The sequence below is a fragment of the Paenibacillus sp. FSL K6-1122 genome (assembly GCF_037977015.1).
In the GTDB taxonomy this organism is placed as follows: Bacteria; Bacillota; Bacilli; order Paenibacillales; family Paenibacillaceae; genus Paenibacillus; species Paenibacillus amylolyticus.
Map to the genome: position 1 here is coordinate 2,120,718 of NZ_CP150272.1, position 21,310 is coordinate 2,142,027.

Genomic DNA, 21,310 nt, shown 5'->3' on the forward strand with positions numbered 1-21,310 from the left:
ATTATCATAATGAGCAATGGACCAAGTGTAGGTCATTCAAAAGTTTAGCAAAAATATTAAAGGGCATCCTGAGCGATTAAGCTCGGAATGCCCTTTTTAGTTTATAACGGTATGCCAGTCCAAGTATTGGATGTACCACATACAGATCCAGAAGAAAGGATTGGATTGGGTAATACGATACGATGTAACGTGTAATACTATAAAACAGTATTATAGATGATTCCAATCGTTTTCGGGCCGCAATGACTGCATACTACACAACCAGCAGTGGTTAGTTCAACTCGGGCACCCGTCTGTTCCTGTAAAGACTTCTTCAAGTCAAGCGCATCCTCTTCAGCCATGGTGTGCACAACAATCAGCAGGTCTGGATCGATCTGATCCTTCTGGCTGAGCGTATTATTCAGCATTTGTTCCAGAGCTTTCTCCCGTTTGCCGCGCACTTTATAAGCAGGTGCCATCTTGCCATCTGTTACCCGGATGACAGGACGAATCTTCAACAGGCTTCCAATCAGGTTCTGCATGCCCGAACAGCGTCCGCCTTTATGCAGATACTCTAGTGTATCGATAACAAACTCCGTGCGTACATTTGATTTCATCGCCTCAATCAGGTGTGTAATCTGAGTCAGGTTTTGTCCTTTATCAGCAGCATGAACAGCTTTCATCACCATCAGTGCAATTCCTGATGAGAGATTCTGTGAGTCAATGACCGATATTCGACCTTCCGGGAACTCGGAACTCGCTAGTCGTGCATTTTGATAGGTAGAGGAAAGTTCAGAAGATAAGCTGATATATAAAATCTCATCCCCTTGATCTATGTAAGGTTGAAATGCCGTTATGAAATCAGCAGGGGAAGGTGCAGCTGTTTTGGGAAGACGCCCATCTTGGCTAACACGTTCATATAGCTGTTCAGGCTTAATCTCAGCACCGTCTTTCAGTGATTCTTCACCGAACACGACATATAAAGGGATGATACCGATATCGTGCTGCTGGATCCATTCTGGAGCCAGATCACTTGTGCTGTCCGCAAAAATTTTGATTCGTGACATGTCAATCTCCTTTGAAAACAATGATTTTGGCAAAAAATATAGATTGTACTTATGTGTAAACCCATTCATTTTATTATAAGGAAACATGACGCTGATGCAAAGCGTTACATCAGCGTCATGCCTACCAAGATAAGTCCAACGAATAACAGAATCATGATCCCATTTAATATGGTTCCGATAATGGCAAAAACTTTCTTTCGATTCTTGAGGACAAGACCAATAATTCCGACGATGCCTCCGGCCAGATTGAGAATCAGGCAGACCAGAATGGCTAATGAAGCCAGAACCACTGCTGGATGCAAGGCGATCTCTTCTGTCTGCAACGGGGTGAAAACTCCGATGGACTCGTTTACAGCCATGGTGGCAATAAAGAATATCAAAATATAACCCAAGATTGCAACCAATCCAATGACAAAGCTGGCGATCCCAGGTCCGGAATGTTTCAGTGGTATCATTGGTTGCCTTTCATCATCTGGCGGGTATGCTTCATACCCATTGTTATTGTATGGATCTGCATGGCCAGGATTCTGATCCGTGTTGTTATAACCTGAATTATAGGAATCGCGATTATCCATAATGTTGACTTGCCTCCCTTAATCATCGTACTGAGTGTTATTAACCTAATCGATGAGTAATGATTCTCCTTTTAAAATACAACGATTACATACCTGTTTACTTTTCCATAATTATCGATAAAAATCAAGGATTTACGCCAGTTTTCTACGATATTTAGGGCAGGGATAGGATTGTTAAGTATAAACAGACATATGATCTTTGAAGCTCCGTCCAGACTGGTAAAGAAGGAGTGGATTCGCTACAATAATAGGTGTGAAGTGTAGTTGAATTAAGGGAGAGAACTTATATGCAACGTAGATGGATGATGCTTGGAGCTGTAATGACCATGCTGTCGGTGGCGATTGGTGCGTTTGGTGCTCACATGCTCAAGGATACAATTGGGCCGGCGGCCATAGCTACATATGAGACAGGTGTGCAATATCACATGATTCATGCATTGGCCTTGCTCATTATTGGCTTGACGGCTGGTCAACTTGGAGCATCGACAAAACTGAAGTGGGCAGCGCGTCTGTTGTTTATCGGAATTATCGTGTTCTCGGGCAGTTTGTATGTGCTTAGTATTTCTGGCATCAAGATTCTGGGTGCCATCACACCGATTGGTGGGGTAGCCTTCATTGCCGGATGGTTGTTATTGGCATTAGATGTATGGCAGCGAGGTAAGGATCGCTCCTGATCGGTCCAAATAAATCTCGGAGGGTTCAATCCTACATGAACCATTGAACTAAAAAAGCAACTTGCGTTAGAATGTCCCGTCATTCTAACGCAAGTTGCTTTTTGTTTTAATCTGATGAAGTTAGTTACAGAAACTCATCGATTTCATTGGTTCGGAACGTATACACCTGTTTTTCATCGACATGGTAGATGCTCACAATACTGGTATCACGATCAAAATTCAGAATACGGCAAGGAATGCTCTGATGTTTACCGTTCTTGTTATTGACAACAATACGGGTGAGTTTATTCTCTTTAATGAGCGTGTCAATCCACGCGTCAAACGAGTTCCCATCGGATACATTGGATGTTTGGGTGGCAGGCTTTTTCTCGCTAACCGGTTGTTCTTGTTGATTCTGTGTTTTGACTGGAGCAGGTGAGGCAGGTGTCTGAGCTGCAGTGGACGCCTTCTGTGCTGCGTTGGCTTTTTTGCGTTCGTTGTGAAGTGTGACGAAAGAGTCCTTCTTGGACTGGAGTGTCGCTTCAATAATTTTGCCTAGCTCTATGCCGGATTGAATCCGAAAGTCCGCAATTTGTTCTTCATTGTTTATGAACTCCAACAGGGACTGCAGTGCCAATGCATTTGAGCGGCTCTTAATAAGTATATCGACATTAAATAAAAAGCCGATGTCCTCTTGATTGGATAAGGTTTCTTTCATTCATCCCAGCCCCGTTAAAAATTATGTCAGCTCAAAAAAACGCTTCAATTCACTATATCATTAAAAAGGAAATTATCATAGTGCTAGAGACGCAGAAATATGCCGATTCGAGATGAATCTAGTCCCGGAGTGCCCCTTAAATTCTCCCCAGAATAGAACAAATAATCTTCTTTTTTCATCCCCTGATCGTCCTGTTTGCCTGCGCCAGTCGTGCGGGTCTACTCTATAATTTATTTAATCAGGACAGGAAGCAACAGGGGGAATCGGGAATGGGCAATGCATATCAGGATCGATTGAGATACGTTTATAAAATTACATCTTCCAGAATTAGAAAAGCGGATTATGATCTGCATCTTACTTATCAAGAAGCGACAGTAAATGGAGAAGTGGCATCTATTGGAAACCATCAGGTGTTTCGTTTTATAGATCGTATTCGAGGCTACAAGGAGAGGGAACAAGATCTGGCTAGAATCAAGCTGGAAATAGAGCGATTAAAAGCCTTGAAAACCAATGCTGAACATAAAAGAACAATGAAGAAATTGCATGAAGAACTGAAAAACCTGAAATTTGCCGATGATTACTTGCTGGTGGTCATTGAAAATAATAAAGACTATGATCGGCTGAATTCATCGAAAGCTTTCTCCATCAACGGCAAGAAATACAAGCGGTTATTGGCTACGACAGGTGGAGCCAAAAGTTCGACGGTCATCTATGTGAGTGAGGATATCCACCCGTCTTTGGAGAAAAGATTGAATAACGGCAGAGATCCCAATAAAGAGCTGGTTCCTGCCAAACTGGAGGCATATAAGGCCTTGGCTTGCAGTACAAGCACGCCTGTGTCACATCCCGAACGTGTATTGGTTATTCATGATTGTATAACTGAATTTGGTGCAGACATAATTCAGATTGATGATACCGAGACAGAATACCCTCGCATAGAGAGTAGGAAAAATGAGCCTATTCAGATGAATATGAGTGATGGGTTCGGTCTTATCTCTCCTGCACTTAGTGAACGATGGGCAACCGAGCTGGGACATGCATATATCCCGAGTGGATTTTGTATTCGTAATAGCTTCTGTAAAGGGATGGTCTTTACATTTGATTATCACGAATTTGCAGATCGAGTTGCAGGCAATTATATGGTGGACGATGCCTGGGGTAATCCTGTGGATATTCGAGAGGTAGACCTGATCATCACAACGTCCATGCTCAAACTATGGAGCTCATACAACAGTATCGACGATTACCTGTTATGTTGCGGTTATTATGGCTACACGTTCAGCGTAACGAAGGTTACACCCGAAGAACTGGAGGATGAGCGTCATTTAAATTACCAGTTTATTCAGTCACTCCAATTGGATGATAACGAGATTGGTGAACTTATTCGTCCCACAGTAGACTCGATTAAAGATGTGCTAGGTGAAGACTATCGCAAGGCACTGTTATTTCTCAAAGGAATTCACATCCATGAGAACGATTATAGAAATAGTCCAGATGATTATATCAAAGGGCTGATGGTAGACCCGCGACTTATAGATGATCCTTTTGTGCGCAACAAAATTCATACCTTAATACGTAAACGAATGAATGAAGCCAAGATCGGAGTTCTAAGAGTGAAAGGCAATTTCAGCATTATTTCTGGCGATCCCTATACATTGTGTCAGAGCATATTTGGCTTACCTTTAACAGGATTGCTGAGTTCAGGTGAGTTCTACTCCAGCTATTGGAATGAACGCCATGTGGACCGCGTGGCTTGCTTCAGAGCTCCGATGACTTGTCATAACAATATCAAGGTGCTTCGTTTTCAAAATACAGATGAGATGCAGCATTGGTATCGCTATATGAACACGGTCACGATCTTAAATTCATGGGATACGACGACACATTCTTTAAATGGTGCAGATATGGATAGTGATCAGGTCTTAACTACAGACAACTACACGATTCTTGGGGCAATACAGGAGCTTGATGCGATTGTATGTGTACAGAAAACCTCAGCCCATAAAATTCCGGATGAAAAGGATCTGATTAAGGCTAACAAAGACAGCTTTGGTGATCTGATCGGTTTTACAACGAACAAAATCACATCGATGTTTGATGTATTAGCCAATTATGAGGAGCATAGTGCAGAATATCAGGAAATGATGTACCGAATTCAATGTGGTCAGCATTATCAACAAAATGCCATTGATCAGGCTAAAGGTATTGAATGTAAAAAAATGCCGAAGCACTGGTATGATATTCGCGCTGCGGTAACGGACGAGTCTGCCTTGAAAATGGTAGCACACAAGAAACCTTATTTTTTCATATACAATGACCCGGAACAGAAAAAAGAATATGCCACTTATGTAGAAAAAACGAGTCAGAAGTGCTTGCAGTTATTTGGCATGACTGTGGATGAGTTGTATTTGAAGAAGGAGCTATCTCCGGATCAGGAACAGTTCCTGGCACAGTATGAACAGAGAATGCCTGTATCCACGGCACCTTCTGTGATGAACCGGTTATGCCATCAAGTGGAAGACGAGTTCAACAAGTTAAAGTTAAAACAGACCGAGAGTCCGTTTGATCATACGATATTGAAGAGTACCAAGAAATATTCCCAGGCTCGTTATAAAGAGCTCCAACGATTATATCAGATGCATAACGAAGAGCTACGTAGCTATATGACTAACTTGCGCAAGAGTAAGGTGAAAAAGGAAGAAAGATCAGCCCGATGGCAGTTGTTTGTTTCACGTTTCAAGGAGCAGGCGCTGGAGATCTGCAATAACGAAGAAGATCTGTGCAATATGATTGTGGACATGTGTTATCGAAATGCGGAGAAATCAAAGCAATTTGTATGGGATGTCTCCGGGGATCAGATTATTCGCAATCTATTGCTCCGCAATGATCACATCATCCATTATCCGGTTAGAGACCGGGACGGCGATATTGAGTACGCGGGAAAAACCTTTAAAATGACCCAAATGCATGTGAAGGAGTAGCGCCCTTGAAAATCATTCTGAATGAACGTCATCATGCCGAGCAAGCAATTGCACATGGGAAAATGGATAAGAAGCCAACCAAAACGTTGATTTGTTTAGCTAAATACGGGCTTCAACAAGGGAAGAACGCCGAAGATGCATATGCGTTGTTAAATCAGTTTATGACCAAGTATTATCCAGACTACAATGCTGTCCAGTGGGATACATTTCTCAATCGTATCATTAAGCAGTCTCAGAAGTATATCAAGATAAGGGAGGAGGCAAGCAAGAGCACGTTAATCGAGATTGATCATGTACCTGTAACGCACGAAGAACTTCAAAAGATCAAACAACTTAAAAGTAAACGACTCGAGAAATTGGCCTTTGTTTTACTGGTCTACAGCAAGATTAATAATCGAATCAATGAAAATGATACGTACTGGATTAATCATGAATGGAAAGAAATCTACGGTGATAGTCAAATGGCCGTAAGCAAAAAAGATCAGGGGTTATTGGTGCACAAACTTATTCAGTTAGGGTATCTCAAAGAAAGTAAACGCGTCGATTCAACTAATGTACAGGTTTTGTTCGCTGCGGAGCATGGTGAGGTTGCCTTCCAGTTAGTTCGCTTCGATGACTTTGTGCTGGAGTACTCTCGCTGGAAAGGAGAAAATATTAAAAATTGTACCGTATGCGGAAAACGGATGCTTGCAAAATCGAATCGAATGAAATACTGCAAGGAGTGCAAAAAAGCTGGCATTAGTCCAATTAGAAAACTTCTCTAAAGCCAGACACAGCAATGTTTTGCATGGTTGTTCAAGAATTTCTTTAATGATAAGCCAGAGACAGGTTTCCTAGTTATGGGGGAGGTATCAACTTGGAAGCCGTCTTATAAAGAAAATACGCTACATAACGCTTAGGTAGGTGAATTATGTCAAATGGGATAACTTTAGCACATGTAGAGTCTTTAATTAGAGAAGCGGTGAAACATAGCGGTCCCGGGCAGCCAGGAGATCCTGACGAAACTGAACTCGCTATCAAGCGGGCACTGGAGGCTGCTGGCGAAGCCTTACAGGCTGCCGGAAAAGCAAAAGAGGCTTATCAGACGACTCGACTTGTGTATCAGAGTCCAGTTGCTGATTTTGAGGAGTTAAGTATGCAATACTCTTCTCCTGAAATAGGCTGGACGGTGCAGACGTATAAGGATGGTAAAAGATATCGTTTTGATGGACAGACATGGGTAGAGATTGATGTATTTGGTCAAAACCTTCAGGTCGTTAATTCCGATGTGGATGGGCTCATGAGTACAGCTGAACACCTGAAATTAAATGAGATTCCATTGGAAGTACAGGATCGTGTTATTGTCTTTTGCAAAGAATCACAGGTTTACCCGGAAGTACTGGGCATTTTAGCCCCTTTTCCATTCGATGGCGAGATTTTACATGTAAAGGGCTACTGTGGGGTTACTGGAGATACCGCAACTGAAATAAGAATTGAACGATCCAAGGATCTCATTCACTGGCAGGATGTGATGGGGAGTCCACTGAAATTTGAAGCATTTCAACATCAAGATGATGGTGAGGCTACATTTGAGGTGAGAAAAGTGGAGGCTGGAGATATCTTCAGAATCAACATCGTCGAAGCCGGTTCAAACATTCAACATCTTACGATTCAATTAACGATCAGAACATAAAAAGGAGATGGATTATAATGACACAACCAATTATTTCATGGATGGATGCTACACATAGTAATGAGATTATTACCCCTTTTGACTACAAGGTTATTGATGCGGATAGCAAAAGTGATATTTTTATTTTCAATGTATGGAACAATAAAAATGGTGCTTCGGACGTATCTAAAATGGAAGATTGCACGATTACAACGCGAGATATGACTGGTGGTACTGGTGACACGGAGGCTCATGATGTAGAAGTGGTGAAGAATAACTGGTTCCACGTTCAGGTTGATTCCTTGGGGGAGACAGACCTGGAAGAAGAAAGTTCACGTATTGGTAAGGATTTTTCCAAACCCATCGGAACAACAGGCAAGACAACCAAAGATCATACGGGAACCGCTTATGCAACACCATTTGCACCGGGACCGAAAGAAATCCTGGGCGTTAGTAACAATGGAAATCCTCAAGATGCGGCTGGTAACTATGTAACGCTATCCATTCAATGTGTAGTACCGCTGAACGCGAAAAGTGGCAAGCAACAGTTCAAGAAACGTATCTCTTATCGTTACGTGTAAAAAAAGAAACAGTTATGGGACAGGCTATTGCAGCCTGTCCTTTTTATTAAAAGGGGGGAAGTTCTGTGATTCTAGGTAATACACAATTTACGCGCTCACCTGTATCTCAAGCTTATGTATGGATTGCTGATTACTATGATGGTACTTATTTAAGCGAATTCGATTTGCAGACACAACAATCAAACAGTTTTTATAAAATTAACAAGGAAAAGTTGGTCTCTTTTGGATTGATTGGGCAAGGATCTCACGTGTATCACAACGTTGCCAACGGTGTATTTCATATTAATGCGGATCGGTACTCTATATCATACGTATGTGAAGAACAAGAATACCCGCTAACGGGTAGGACCTTTCTATACAGTGACATCATTCAATTTAAGAATGTTTCTTCAGATGTGAATATGAGTGGACATTCAGGTAATGGGAGTTCGGGGGCTTTCCATAATACGATTGAATGTTTTAACTTCGGTTACAAAAAAATGATGAATTTGAACGATGTGCAGATTAACTTTCAATGTGTTTGTTCCCTGCCGTTGAAAGAAACTGCGTTTCTCCAAATTAAAATTACCTCAGATCAGGACCTGCCTGGGCAATTAGTTATTCGTAAAAATGGCTTTGTCATAGATCAAATCGTAGCCCCTCTGAAGGCAAATCATGCAGGGATCATAAACTGGGACATTCGTTGAGTTGGATTTTGAGATGAGATAGGTGGTGAGAGTATGGCGATTCAAGAAATAGCACTGGATATAGATCTATCTATAGGTGTTTTCAAAGATACGATATATCAGGCCCAGAAGTTGAAATTAAGAGAGTTGAGCCAGGATGCGGACGGGAATTCAATCTATCCAGCTAATGGGTCTTGGGAGTCCACTCCCATTCGGATTCAGGATAAGATTGCTTCATTTAAAGGTGTGGCTGCAAAGGTAGATGTAGTAGGGGGAGCATCATACAAGATCTATTGGAGTACATCTGAGGATGGCTTTGAGTGGGGGGCGTATGAGGAAATCTCTGCTAATAGCGCTGTGTCCAAATCGCCTGCAAAGTATGCGAAGGTGAAAATTGAGATTTTTGCAGAAAAGAAATATTCGAACTTTTACATAGACGATTTTAAAGAGAAGGGGAAATACAACAACTCCTTTGTTGAAAGCGATTCGGGTTCACTAGGCTTAAAGAAAATATATCAATTGAACATGGAACGAGCATCGGATACTCCGACAGGGATAGTGCTACGTCAGAAGGTTGAAAATACGAAATTTCAAAAAGTAGATGGAATCAGAGTGAGTAAGGGGTGATTTTATGGCAGTTCCAGCGACTATAGGCGTATTGAGATCAAATATAAGTGATATGGAGATTGGCGACTATATTGTATGGAGATATGATTCTTCTGGAGAGCAATTTATAGATGGCACTCTAGGAATAAACGAAATACCTGTAAATGGGTTGGTTGGTACTACAAGTTTAAACAACTACTACTGGTACGCTATTAAAGTAGACAAAGGTCTTTTAATCTCTGATCGCATTAGACATCATACTGTCACTTGGGATTCAATGAATGCAAATAAGATTATTGAAGGTTTGCCTAAAACCTTTGGTGGTGTCTCAGGAATTGTCCGTAGTATATCTGGTGGAGTAGGATATGCAGACAAAGATGGAAAACTGAGCATGAAGGACTTAGGATTGGGAGCATTCCCTACAATTAATGAGTGGGATGTGTATATCAAAAATGGTCGTTTGGGTGGAAAGGTAAAGCCCAATGACGATAATGTTTGGCATCATCTAAATGTTTTTTCTTGGACTAAAGAATCTCCAGCTATTGGCACATGGACTACAAATGCTGGAACATCATTAAGTGCAACTAATACTTCAAAAATTGTACGTGGATATGAATCAAGGTCAGACAATCGAGGTGTAGCTTTTACAGGTTCTTCGGCATCACAAAACTATATTGGTTTTCGTCCAGTATTTGAATATAAGGAGGTGTAATGATGGCAGTATTAGGAGATCAATTAGTTGCACCCGAATCAGGGTGGAGACGCTATGATGATACACATGTTGGCTTAAAGTATACAGGAACTTGGACCACCCCATCCCCATCCAATACAGTTTATTATGGTGGCAGTATAAGAGTAACTAGCCGAGCTGTCGACAATAACTATGTTACATTTTCTTTTTTCGGAACAAAGCTTAGGATTATCTCTGACTTTTACTCAGATAGGCATTCTGATAACTCTATCACGATAGATGGTGTAACAGAGATGTATAGTGCGTTTCGTACAGTAGGTTCCCCTAGCCTTCAGCAATCCATAGTGTATGAAAAGACTGGATTACCTCTTGCATTTCACACGGTTACTATTGCAACAGGTCATAATCGTATAAATTTCACTTTAGATGCTATAGATATTGATGAAACGGGGTATCTGTATGGACACACTCTAACCTCCCCTGAAACAGGATGGAAGAGGTATGACGATACACACGATGCTTTTGCTTATCTTGGAACGAATTGGATTGCTTATACAGGGGCAAATCAAGGTATTTACAACAATAGTCATCACTATACATCTCAAGGAAAAGGTGACACTGAAATTAGGTTTAAATTTTACGGAACCAAATTTAGACTAATTTCAAGCATAGGTCCGGCTTTTGCAAATGATATTTCAGTGGTCATTGATGGAGTAACTGAGAAGTTTAATCCAAGAATGCCAACAACAGCAGACGAAAGACAGAAAGTAACCTATGAAAAAACCAATCTACCATTAGGTATTCATGAAGTTAATCTTATCAGCGGAACGAACGGAGATTGGAGGTTGGATATTGATGCTGTAGATATTGATGATAACGGTTATTTGGTAGCACGTGTCGGACAACAACTGACAACACCAGAGCCAGAGTGGAAGAGGTATGACACGGATAACTACGCACTGTATTTGGGTACAGATTGGAAGACAGTAACGAATTCCACGGGGCGTGTATTTGAAGGTGGCTCAGTTAGGTATAGCAATGTAATTGGGAATTATATAAAATTTTCTTTTACAGGAGACAAGCTTAGACTCATTGCAGAGTATGGTAGCGCATATGATACAAATGTTGAAGTTAGCATTGATGGAGTAATAAAATATATCGACCTAACAACTTCATCTTCTTCTATTCAATATCAACCTCAAAGGATCGCTTTTGAACAATTAGGTTTAACTGATGGGGTTCATGAGGTTATAGTTAAAAAAGTTAGTGGCACAGGTAATTTTCATATTGATGCAATAGACATTAATGTAACTGGACGCATGGTAAGACTTATTGGAACCAAATTGACTACACCAGATGAGGGTTGGAGAAGGTATGATGACCAAGATGTCTACTTTGTTCGTGACAATACCTCTGATTGGACACTCTACTCCCACTCTAGCACCTACAAAGGATCATATTTATATGCAACCAAACCAAGTGGCGAAACTAAAATAAGCTTTGATTTTATTGGAACTAAAATTAGAGTCATTGATGTAATGCATCAAAATCGTGGTATTTCAAAGATTGAAGTCGATGGAGCGGAATATACATATTCATCTACTGACTCAAGTAGTGGGAATTTTCAGCGTCTTGTTTTTGAATTGCTTGACTTACCTCGGGAGAAACATAGTGTGACCATATCCTATGTGTCTGGAACATATATTTCACTCGATGCCATCGATATTGATTCCGATGGTCGATTATACCATCCAGATGAAGTAACAAGCATTGCAGAACTTGAGGTTGGTAAACGTATCAGATGTAACTATGTTGCTTTAGCTTCTGGTGCGGCAGGAGAGTTTAAAAATATAGGAAAACAAACATCTGACTTTATCTCAACAACATCTATTCCAAGTGTGCCTAATGGCGATTTCTATTTTATTTTTGCTGACGAATACAATAAGAAGAAGATATTGATTGCAGACAGGAATATTCAAGCGGCTATCACATGGGATGCATTAAATAGTAATGGTCTTGTATTTGCCGTTCAAAAGGATTTAGGAGAGAAGAATTATATGTTCGTTGCAAGACTCCTATCTGGTGGATATTCGGCGGCAGACAAAGACAATGAATGGGATCAGTACATTGTCAACTCAACGTTAAATGGTAATATTATTGCTGGAGACGATAGAGTATGGAATTGGAGCGCAGGATATTCCTTAGCAAGCACAACAAATTCTAATAGTGCGAACAGGGTTCGAAGAGGGGCAACTACGGTTGCAACATTTAGTGCGGTGGCTTCTTCATCTACATCTTCTAGTGGATATAGACCATTATTTGAACTAGAAACTTTGCCAATGTTTAAATCCTTCGTCAAACATGATGGAGCCTATAAAAGGCTTGATACTGGAACTTTAGAATGGAATACAATTTCAGCAACTTTACCATCAGAAGACACTTTTATTAATGAAGGAATGGATGATCTATCTGTATTAGACAGGGAAAACGAAGTTTTTATACAGACCATGAATGCAAATGGCTCACTAGGATCAGGCAAGTTGTTCAAAGAAAGAATCGATCTGAAGAAGTATTTTGAAATAACGAACGTAAGTGTGAAGTAGGGCTTAAATGCTCTACTTCTTTTTGTTGTTGAAATAATGATCTTATTTAGAAAGGAGAATCGTTCATGGGGTATTATAAAGATTTGCTCCCTGCAATGACTGCGGCAAATGTGCCGCAACCATATGCTGTTCAAGCTAACGAACAAGTAACAAATGGATTGTTGTGGTATGCAGTAGATAAAAACTCTTCTACTTTTTGGAATACAAATGCGAAAGCTCCATCATGTTGGTTCAGGGTTGACTTCGGCAATAAAGTTAAAGTTGCTAGATATTCTATATCTATAGATACAACAGTACCACCTACTGGATTTAACTTAGAAGCAAGTGAGACTGGTTTATTTTCAGGAGAACAGGTGATATTAGATTCGCAAAATTCTGTTGTGTGGAATACAGATGGTAAAAATCAATATGATACAAACAATTCAAATTCATATAGATATTACAGGGTTAACTTCACTTCTGGAACATACTCAATGAGAATCAAAGAGTTTGAATTTTTAGAGTATGTACATCATAATAGAATCTTGCTTTCATCAGGCGATAAGTTTTATTCAGTAGGTGGAATAAAATATGAGAATGCAATCCCAAAAATGACCAGCAACACTTCTGCTTCGCCCATAGTTCCTATATTCTCAACAGAGTGGACAAATGGTATTCAGACTGGAGCGGGTTCAGCGTTCAATGCATTTGACGGAGATAAAGAAAAAGTTTTTGGATGGTCTAGTGCTTCATCTGGATATTATATCGGAATTGACTGGTCGATTGAGAAAAAAATTATTGGTTATCGATTAACATCCCATTCAAGTATTAGTAACACACCTCCGACTGCTTGGTATTTTGAGTCAAGCAATGACAATTCAACTTGGACTATTCTAGACACAAAAACTGGTATCAGTTGGACTAAGGGGGAAACAAAGGAATTTATTATTAAGAATGAATTATCATACAGATACTATAGAATTCGAGGAACATTGAACATAACTTGGGCTATAGCTGAATTCGAATTATTACATTTATCCCCGTCTTACTTGGTTAGTGTGCCAAAACTGAATGAAGAATCTTTTCTTAAATATGGTAGAGACTCTTCAGTGCCATTCAATTTAATGAATAAGGTTCAAAAAAATAAGGATGAGTACAACTCATTAGGCTCAGGTAAAACCTTTGAACACACAGTTGATATGTCAAAACGCCGAGTAGATAAAATTACCCTCGGTTAATCGAGAACACCTCTATAAGATGTGTTCTATTTATTTTTGGGAAGGAGATGCTCCATTTATGGAAACAATCCCAGTTACATTAAACCCAAACGATATGGGTTCAGGGTTCACTTTTTCTAATGGTAACCTTACCGTAGTCACCTCAACTGATTATCGTGCTATTCGTGCTACACACGGTAAGTCAAATGGAAAATGGTATTGGGAGGTTAAATATGATGCTGGAGTAAAAAACGTTCATATTGGGGTATCCAACAAATCATTCTTTTTAACAGGGAATATTGTTGCAGATAGCTCAATGTGGAGAACTTATTATGGTAATAGCGGGAACAAGTATCCGGAAAATACAGCATACAGTACAGTCTGGGATATTGGGACAGTTGTGGGTGTCGCACTTGATCTTGACAATGGAACATTAGAGTTTTTTAAGAATGGTGTTAGTATGGGCATTAGTCACACTAATGTAAAGGAATTAGGAGAAGTTTATCCTACTCTAGGCTCATTTAGTTCAAACAGTAAAACAGTCACAATTAATTTTGGTGTAAGACCCTTTGTACATAATGTTCCTTCTGGATTTAAAGCTTATAACTTAGTGTACTCTAATAAATTTTTATTTTCATCAGAAGACAAGCACTATAGCATTACAAATAAATACAAAGATAATGCTATTCCTGCAATGACATCTAACACTACTCCATCAGGTGTTGTTGATGCAAGTTCGACTTACACAACATTTTATCCATGGAGAGCATTTGATAGAATTGTTGATCCAAATGGATGGGTTGCAGCTAGTGGAATTTTGGTCGGATGGTTAAGCTATGAGTTTCCGCAGGCCAAATTAATAACTGCGTATTCTATTAAGTCTGGAACAACCCCAGTCAACAGACCTCCAAAAACCTGGACATTTGAGGGATGGGAAGGAACGAAATGGATTATCCTTGACACCAGAATAAATGAGCCTAACTTTACTGTAGAAGAGTTCCGTCTCTACGGGTTTAAGAATAAAGTTGGGTTCAAGAAATATAGAATTAATGTTACTGCCAACCAAGGCGCTGGAGACTTCTTGGCGATTGGTGATTTTGGCATGTATGAATCCGAAAGGTACATAACTTCCGTGGAATGTTCGGAAGTAAGTATTCTAGAACATGGGATGAACAAAGGAATGATTATTGATTTGGAGGATGAATTCAGCGAAAGAAGGTCATTGGTTAAAGATAGTGAAAAAATCGGTTCAGGAAAAGTCTTCAAACAAAAGATTAATACTAACAAAGTATCAATCAAAAAAGCATCAATTATTTAAATCAGTTAGATGAAATTGTTTAATTTACATTTAGAAAGGAGATGGGATTATGGCAAAGCTTGTGAATATCGTACCACCTATGACATCGTATACTTCACCTTCAGGGGTAGTAAGCTACAATGGTCAAAATGGTGCATATCACGCTTATAAAGCCTTTGATAGAAGTCAAGGTACGTTCTACGGAACCTATCGTGTCACTAATACATGGGTTTCTTACAGGTTTCCAACCTCTATAAAATTGGCAGGGTACTCGATATATTGCTTGGAAAACAACTCGCCACCTCGATCTTGGGTTCTGGAAGCAAGTAATGATGCAGTTACATGGGATCTAATTGACACAAGAAATGATTATGTAGTCGCATCATGGACAAACAATAGAAAAGTCACTTTCAATATCGCTCCCACTAAAGCCTATCTCAACTATAGAGTACGGGTAACAAGAAATAACACCTCTGAAGTAATCAATATCCATGAGATTGAATTTATGGATTGGGTCTATGACAATAAGTATTTAGTGCAAAATAGCTCAACCTATAAGTATTACGCAAGTGGGCAATGGCAAGTGATTTCAGGTTCACCCACCGAGCAGGACTATTTAAACTATGGTATGGACGACATCTCCATCATACCTGAATCCGCATGGTCACAACTTCAAGGTGAAGTAGAACTATGTTACTACACGGACGACCCAACCAAAACAGAAGCATCTTTCAATATCGAAACTGAACCCTTCACCCTAGCGGAAGAATGGGAAGACAAAGAGATCAAAATCATTGAATACACTGACGACCCGAATCAAACCGAATCAACGATTACAATCGAAACCGAGCCTTTTACAATATACGATGAGTTGGGTGATAGTGTAGACGTTCTATACTACACAGATGATCCATCCAAAACATCAGCGGAACTGAATATTACGGCTAACTACTCCCCATTGGATGAACTTGAGGGAGATTTTGACGTAGTTACGTGGACGAATGATGAAGAGGTAATCGCCGGAAACCGGGACATGATGCTAACCTATGACGCGCTACCGTTTGAACAGTTAATTGTGCAACCAATAGACATAGCACTCTATGGAGATGTCAAAAAGGTTATTGCTACGAAAGTAACGGAGAACAGTCCGGAAGGTATATTAAGAATGGCTGCTTCGTTCGACTCAGGGCTCACATGGAAGACATACCGTTTCAACAAGTGGCTTGATCTGGATATCCAGGATACAACGTTATTCAAAAGAAAAGGAATGAACCTGGACACACTCAACGCCATCCCTGAAAAGGATCTAATAGCTTTAACACGAATCGCCTATTACTTCGATAGCAACAAGCATTATGAAAATAGCTATTCGCTGGACGAAGTGAAGATGGTCGTTGATGCACCGCGTAATGCGGTTGAGTTTAGAGATATGTCACTGCAACTGGTAAACACCACTGCCACAATCAACCTGACCTTTTCTGGTAACAAACTTACAGGTGTGCTGGATGATGTAGATCAGGGCAAGGTTAAGTACCGCGTGTTGTTGAACGGTAAAACGTATTATCCGGCGGATGGCAATTTTACGCGACTAGCAGCTTCACCATTCAATATTGAACTCAATATTGACGAGAGAAATGTTAATTTTGGCGTTGAGAATACCTTGAAGGTTGAATTTCAGGACTATTGGGGTGCCACAGACTCTAGGGAAATCAAGTTTATCGGATCGTATTCAGGATTAATGTTTATGGATGAGTCTGGAGACTTTCTGTCAGATACCTTTGGCGGAATTTTGAAACAACTTGATTATGGGGTGATTATTGCCGGACAGACGACGTTAACGAAGAAAGTCAGAATCAAAAACTTGCTTGGATACGCTGTGGATCATGTATACCTGGAGATGGATAAGAAATTCGAAACGGATGGTGTTGAAGTCCAATTATCCAGACAGGCCGACCCGTTTCTTCCGATCGATTATCTGACCTATGGTCTGATTCAACCGGAGGATAGCATCGATTTTTATATTCGTATCGCAACGGATATTCATGCCAAGCCGAATCCTAATGGCAATTTTGAAATGAAGGTCACAGCAGACCGGGTGTAGCTCTCAATACAATGAGACAGGAAGTGAGTGGAATTAATAACGGGGAGACTCTATTAGATAGTTATATACATATTAAAAGTCCGGAAAATCGTTTTACAGCAAAGTATATTCTGTACAATCAGGTGGATGAAGAACTGTCTTCAACCCTAATAGCTGCTACAAGAAAAGTGTCCGAGATCGTATCCAGTGTATCCGTACGTGTCAGACGGTCACAGGAATTGAGCAATTTGCTATATGTAATGTACAAGGCGCAAGGAGATCTGAGCGCAACCATTCAAGCGGCTTCCAAAGTTGATCTTGAAGGCATGTTGTACGTTCGGCCACATAACCGTGCACACGGCAAATATGAATTACTGGAAGCACCGCGTGTAACTGTTAATCTTAAGCCTGTTGCTGATGCAACCACGCGAAGTCAAACTCACTTGCAGACGATCAACTTTGGTGATACACAGCGTATGATGATCGGCAGAGACGAGATGGAGCAATTCGAATCGTTTATACATTTCGGTGATCTGGATACCAGAATACCCGATTTGTTACATTTGGAAGAAGCTAAATTGAGGTTATATTACACAGGAACCCTGGCATCTGGAGCACACATTGAGCTGCATCAGCCTGATACGTTGTGGCGTGAGTACGGGATTACGTATGCGAACAGACCTCAGTCCATTCAGCTCTTATCGTCCAGTTATATCATTGATACGACTGAACGTTATGTTGAGTTTGATATGATGGCATTACTCCAAATGTGGAGAGAAGGTATTCTTTCAAATGTTGGAATGATTATTCAGTCTAGCGGTAACACGCCGATCTATTTCAACACTCGTGAGTCTTCTAAACCACCTGTTTTGCAAATTAAATATATCACTTCTCAGATCTATTCCATCGGTCGAACCGAAATTGAAAGTGAAGTTTTTATTTATGGCGCAGGTCGCAAGGATATAGCTTCAACGTTAGTTGTACACAGTGATATTGGTTTGGATTGGCTCAAATCTCAGTTGTACGTCCACCGCTATGAGGATCATATGCATCATGATATACCTCAAGTAATCGCAGTCAGTCGTCCGGACCTGGATATAGATTTGACAATAGCTAAACGTATAGATGCAGAACTGGATTCGAACATTTCTATTGCTGAAAGTAGGATAGAAGAGAAGGAAACATGGGTTGTTGTTTCTAAACCCGAGCTTCATTCGCAGTTCATTACTGCTATACGAACAACTAAAGATACAGACGGTAACCTTGTTGTTAGAACAAGTCTTGACGACACAAGAACTGTAGAAATCGCAGTGTCTCATCCTGACTTACCTTCAGTTATTACGGTAGATAGACAGATGTCTCTAGTCAGTACGTTAACGATATCACAGTTGTTCGATGATGGACGGGATACGAGTTTAGTTGTATCCATACCTGATCTTCATGGTTCATTGGAAGTCTCCAATTATGTAAAAGCAACTTCAACGTTGGGGTCTTTGCTAACGGTCATGTACGACGATGATTCGACTGTGATTTCGGAGATTATGGTTAATAAGCCTGATCTGAATAGTGTTCTTCAAGTCAGAGCATTAGATCATGATGAGAGGGCAGGCAGTCTTGAGATTCCTTATCTGGAAGAACAGCCTGGGCAATTATATATCTCCAGACCTGATTTGCTTTCCAGCATTGAGGTCAAGTATATGGATGTTTTGGATGGCCACATTAGTATTAAGGAAAGAGAATACTTGGATGGCTATCTTCAGGTGCGAGAGTGGAAGGATATGCAGTCTACGGTAGATGTGAGACAGATTGTGGATATGGCTACTGAAATGACAATTTCCAAGCCTGATCTGGCCGCTTATGTCCTACCAAGAGTTATTGGGTATGAAGAGTTAGATTCGATCACAAGTATCCGTAAACGGGATGCCAGTGATTTAGTAACCACAGTGATTGTGAAGAGCCCAGGGAATCAAGCGTATTTTTACATTTTATAAAATGAGTTAACTATCAAAGAGGGCGTTGGCCCTCTTTTTTTTGCGTTTAGGCTTTGCCCAACTCTAAGCATCTGTACTTTATTGTGTAACAGTCGTCTTCTCGTTATGATACAATGTGTTCATCACATATTAAGGAATGAAGACCATGCGTCAAGAGGACAGCGTATTTGAACAGATTATGAAGCAGAAAAGATTGAAGCCTATCAAGCCTGAAACTACAAAAGTTCTAGTTAAACCAATACATAAAAAGAAACTAGCTCAGGAGCAATTAAGTGATATGGATGTCCAGTTCAAAAAGTCGGTAGCTGAATCAATAGACCGCAGTGTACTGCATAGACGTGTACTGGGAATTAGAAGAGAGTTAACGGAGATAAGACGATTAAAGAATGATGAGCATACGTTTTAAGGTAGGCCCAATTCGACTCACTTTAGACGACGCTTTAATCCGTTTTCATATGGTGTGAATTCCATTTATAGTCTATTTTAACCAGTTAAATTTATGATAGCAAAGACGTAGAAAAAGATATAGACGCCGATGTGGTTGCTTTTGAATCTAATTGGGTGAGGGTCAAAAATAACCATCTCCACCTCCTGAAACAGAGATTGATGATAGGTGGTGATTATATACTTGCGCCCTCTGTTTTTTATTTTCTTGCGATATATTGATGTATTGATTATTTCTAATAGCTTTATCTGAAAGTGGAGAGGAACGAACAACAGGTTCTCTATTGCTACTACAGTCTTTTTTCGGTGATTTCTTTTGTTGTTTTCTACATCCATAACCATGTTTAGGATTTGTCTTTTTGTTCGTACTTAAAGTTGTTAGAGGAGAGTCTACCTGAATCTTATAATAATAGTTATATGATTCAAAAGAGATAGACGTAAAGAAACAAATAGATTTAAAATGAAAGTCTGTTTGTATACTGATATTTAAGGCCTATTTCAAGCAGGATGAAATGGCAATTATTTAAAGACATTAGTCATTATTTACTATATAATTAGCAATGTAAATAGTACATTAGGAGGTAGTATTTTGAAGTTGTTAAGAATTTTAGCTTGGTTATTCGTTCCTTTCATTATGATTTTTGTCTCATGGAAGAAGCTTGGCAAGGTTGCGAAAATCGGCGGTGCTATATGGGCTGGCTTTATATTATTGATAATTGTGATACCAACTGAGGAAAAGCCAAACGTGACAGCAACCGTAGAAACAGATGCAGTGGCCTCACAGGAAAAAGCACCAAAAGTGGAAAAGGCAGTTGCTGTGGTTGATACAAAAACCGAGAAAAAAGATGATCAAAAGGCTAAAGAAGAGGCTAAGCTGAAAAACGAAACTGACGCTGCAGCTAAAAAAGCCAATCAAAAAGAAGTATTAGCATTTGAAAAATCTGTTTATGCATTAGAAGAGACTATGTCTCCAATTATGAATACATATCAAGAAGCTATGACAGGCTTAGGAAATGGTACGGTTGACATCTATACTGTCTATGAAGCAACAGAAAATGCACAGAAGGCCGCCAAACACTTGCAGAGCAAATTCTATAATTTAGATGTTCCAGAAAATCTCCCTAAAGATGTGAAACAAATGTTGAATGCAACGGCCTCGAACTTGAGTACAGCCTATTATTCTAAAGGTAAAGCATTCGATGCAGTTCTTGAGTTCTTGGACGATCAGAAGCCCAGTCATATGTCCAAATTTAAAGAAGAAATCTCTATGGCAGATTCATTTGTTATGAAGGGTATTTTGAAATTAATGGAAGCGAAAACTGCTGTTGGATTAGAGGTAGATTCAAAATAGTTTAATATTAGAATAAGAATGAGATGCCCGTTATAGGGCATTTTTTCTTTTTGTTGTGAATTTAATTTTACCAATAAAAAAAAGATCCACTTAGTACTATATCGCATTTTTTGTCCTGTTAGAAAGCTGCCTCATTTCTGAGGTGGCTTTTTATATTTCAAATAAAGCATAGTTCTACTAT

General features: G+C 39.9%; 18 protein-coding genes. 15 read left to right on the forward strand and 3 right to left on the reverse strand.

All coding sequences use genetic code 11. From position 1 onward, the window contains the following. Window positions 1–197: 197 nt before the first annotated feature. Both NSQ20_RS09545 and NSQ20_RS09550 read right to left on the reverse strand, forming a co-directional pair. Window positions 198–1,046 (reverse strand): DegV family protein, encoded by an 849-nt coding sequence (locus NSQ20_RS09545; RefSeq protein WP_076318333.1) that lies wholly within the window; start codon window positions 1,044–1,046, stop codon window positions 198–200. A 104-nt stretch (window positions 1,047–1,150) separates the two neighbouring features. After that, window positions 1,151–1,621, reverse strand: a complete 471-nt coding sequence (locus tag NSQ20_RS09550; RefSeq protein ID WP_340032333.1) for a hypothetical protein — start codon at window positions 1,619–1,621, stop codon at window positions 1,151–1,153. A gap of 287 nt (window positions 1,622–1,908) precedes the next feature. Here NSQ20_RS09550 and NSQ20_RS09555 point away from each other — a divergent pair, with 287 nt between their 5' ends. Next, window positions 1,909–2,295 (forward strand): DUF423 domain-containing protein, encoded by a 387-nt coding sequence (locus NSQ20_RS09555; RefSeq protein ID WP_017689551.1) that lies wholly within the window; start codon window positions 1,909–1,911, stop codon window positions 2,293–2,295. Window positions 2,296–2,419: 124 nt separating this feature from the next. On the opposite strand, the gene NSQ20_RS09560 is transcribed toward NSQ20_RS09555, so the two are convergent. Beyond that, entirely contained in the window at window positions 2,420–2,992 is a 573-nt protein-coding gene (locus NSQ20_RS09560) for a hypothetical protein (protein WP_036609959.1), read from the reverse strand. Between the two features lie 269 nt (window positions 2,993–3,261). Between NSQ20_RS09560 and NSQ20_RS09565 the strand changes: the two genes are divergently transcribed. The 14 genes from NSQ20_RS09565 (at window position 3,262) to NSQ20_RS09630 (ending at window position 21,129) form a co-directional block, all read left to right on the forward strand. Then, complete coding sequence (locus tag NSQ20_RS09565) at window positions 3,262–5,973, forward strand: hypothetical protein (RefSeq protein WP_340032334.1); 2,712 nt, start codon at window positions 3,262–3,264, stop codon at window positions 5,971–5,973. Between the two features lie 5 nt (window positions 5,974–5,978). Next, on the forward strand, window positions 5,979–6,737 hold the full coding sequence (locus tag NSQ20_RS09570; protein ID WP_036609958.1) for a hypothetical protein: 759 nt from the start codon (window positions 5,979–5,981) through the stop codon (window positions 6,735–6,737). A 146-nt stretch (window positions 6,738–6,883) separates the two neighbouring features. Beyond that, complete coding sequence (locus NSQ20_RS09575) at window positions 6,884–7,645, forward strand: hypothetical protein (RefSeq protein ID WP_051447147.1); 762 nt, start codon at window positions 6,884–6,886, stop codon at window positions 7,643–7,645. Window positions 7,646–7,662: 17 nt separating this feature from the next. Next, a complete protein-coding gene (locus tag NSQ20_RS09580; RefSeq protein WP_036609956.1) occupies window positions 7,663–8,205 on the forward strand; it encodes a hypothetical protein in 543 nt (180 codons plus the stop codon). Between the two features lie 65 nt (window positions 8,206–8,270). Continuing rightward, a complete protein-coding gene (locus tag NSQ20_RS09585; RefSeq protein ID WP_101313314.1) occupies window positions 8,271–8,891 on the forward strand; it encodes a hypothetical protein in 621 nt (206 codons plus the stop codon). A gap of 33 nt (window positions 8,892–8,924) precedes the next feature. Next, window positions 8,925–9,497 (forward strand): hypothetical protein, encoded by a 573-nt coding sequence (locus NSQ20_RS09590; RefSeq protein WP_340032335.1) that lies wholly within the window; start codon window positions 8,925–8,927, stop codon window positions 9,495–9,497. Between the two features lie 4 nt (window positions 9,498–9,501). Beyond that, window positions 9,502–10,188, forward strand: coding sequence for a hypothetical protein (locus NSQ20_RS09595; protein WP_340032336.1), 687 nt, complete (start codon window positions 9,502–9,504; stop codon window positions 10,186–10,188). After that, window positions 10,188–12,770, forward strand: coding sequence for a hypothetical protein (locus NSQ20_RS09600; RefSeq protein WP_340032337.1), 2,583 nt, complete (start codon window positions 10,188–10,190; stop codon window positions 12,768–12,770). The genes NSQ20_RS09595 and NSQ20_RS09600 overlap by 1 nt, the downstream gene beginning before the upstream one ends. Before the next feature lie 65 nt (window positions 12,771–12,835). After that, complete coding sequence (locus tag NSQ20_RS09605) at window positions 12,836–13,987, forward strand: discoidin domain-containing protein (RefSeq protein WP_340032338.1); 1,152 nt, start codon at window positions 12,836–12,838, stop codon at window positions 13,985–13,987. A gap of 58 nt (window positions 13,988–14,045) precedes the next feature. After that, the gene (locus NSQ20_RS09610) at window positions 14,046–15,284 is read left to right on the forward strand and encodes an SPRY domain-containing protein (protein WP_253507090.1); all 1,239 of its coding nucleotides are present in this window, start codon (window positions 14,046–14,048) and stop codon (window positions 15,282–15,284) included. Between the two features lie 484 nt (window positions 15,285–15,768). After that, window positions 15,769–17,364, forward strand: coding sequence for a hypothetical protein (locus tag NSQ20_RS09615; RefSeq protein WP_340032339.1), 1,596 nt, complete (start codon window positions 15,769–15,771; stop codon window positions 17,362–17,364). A gap of 11 nt (window positions 17,365–17,375) precedes the next feature. After that, window positions 17,376–19,334, forward strand: coding sequence for a DNRLRE domain-containing protein (locus tag NSQ20_RS09620; protein ID WP_222215531.1), 1,959 nt, complete (start codon window positions 17,376–17,378; stop codon window positions 19,332–19,334). Between the two features lie 145 nt (window positions 19,335–19,479). Continuing rightward, window positions 19,480–19,740: a hypothetical protein gene (locus tag NSQ20_RS09625; RefSeq protein ID WP_340032340.1), complete on the forward strand. Its 261-nt coding sequence runs from the start codon at window positions 19,480–19,482 to the stop codon at window positions 19,738–19,740. Between the two features lie 627 nt (window positions 19,741–20,367). Then, window positions 20,368–21,129, forward strand: coding sequence for a hypothetical protein (locus NSQ20_RS09630; RefSeq protein ID WP_101313324.1), 762 nt, complete (start codon window positions 20,368–20,370; stop codon window positions 21,127–21,129). Window positions 21,130–21,310: the final 181 nt, after the last annotated feature.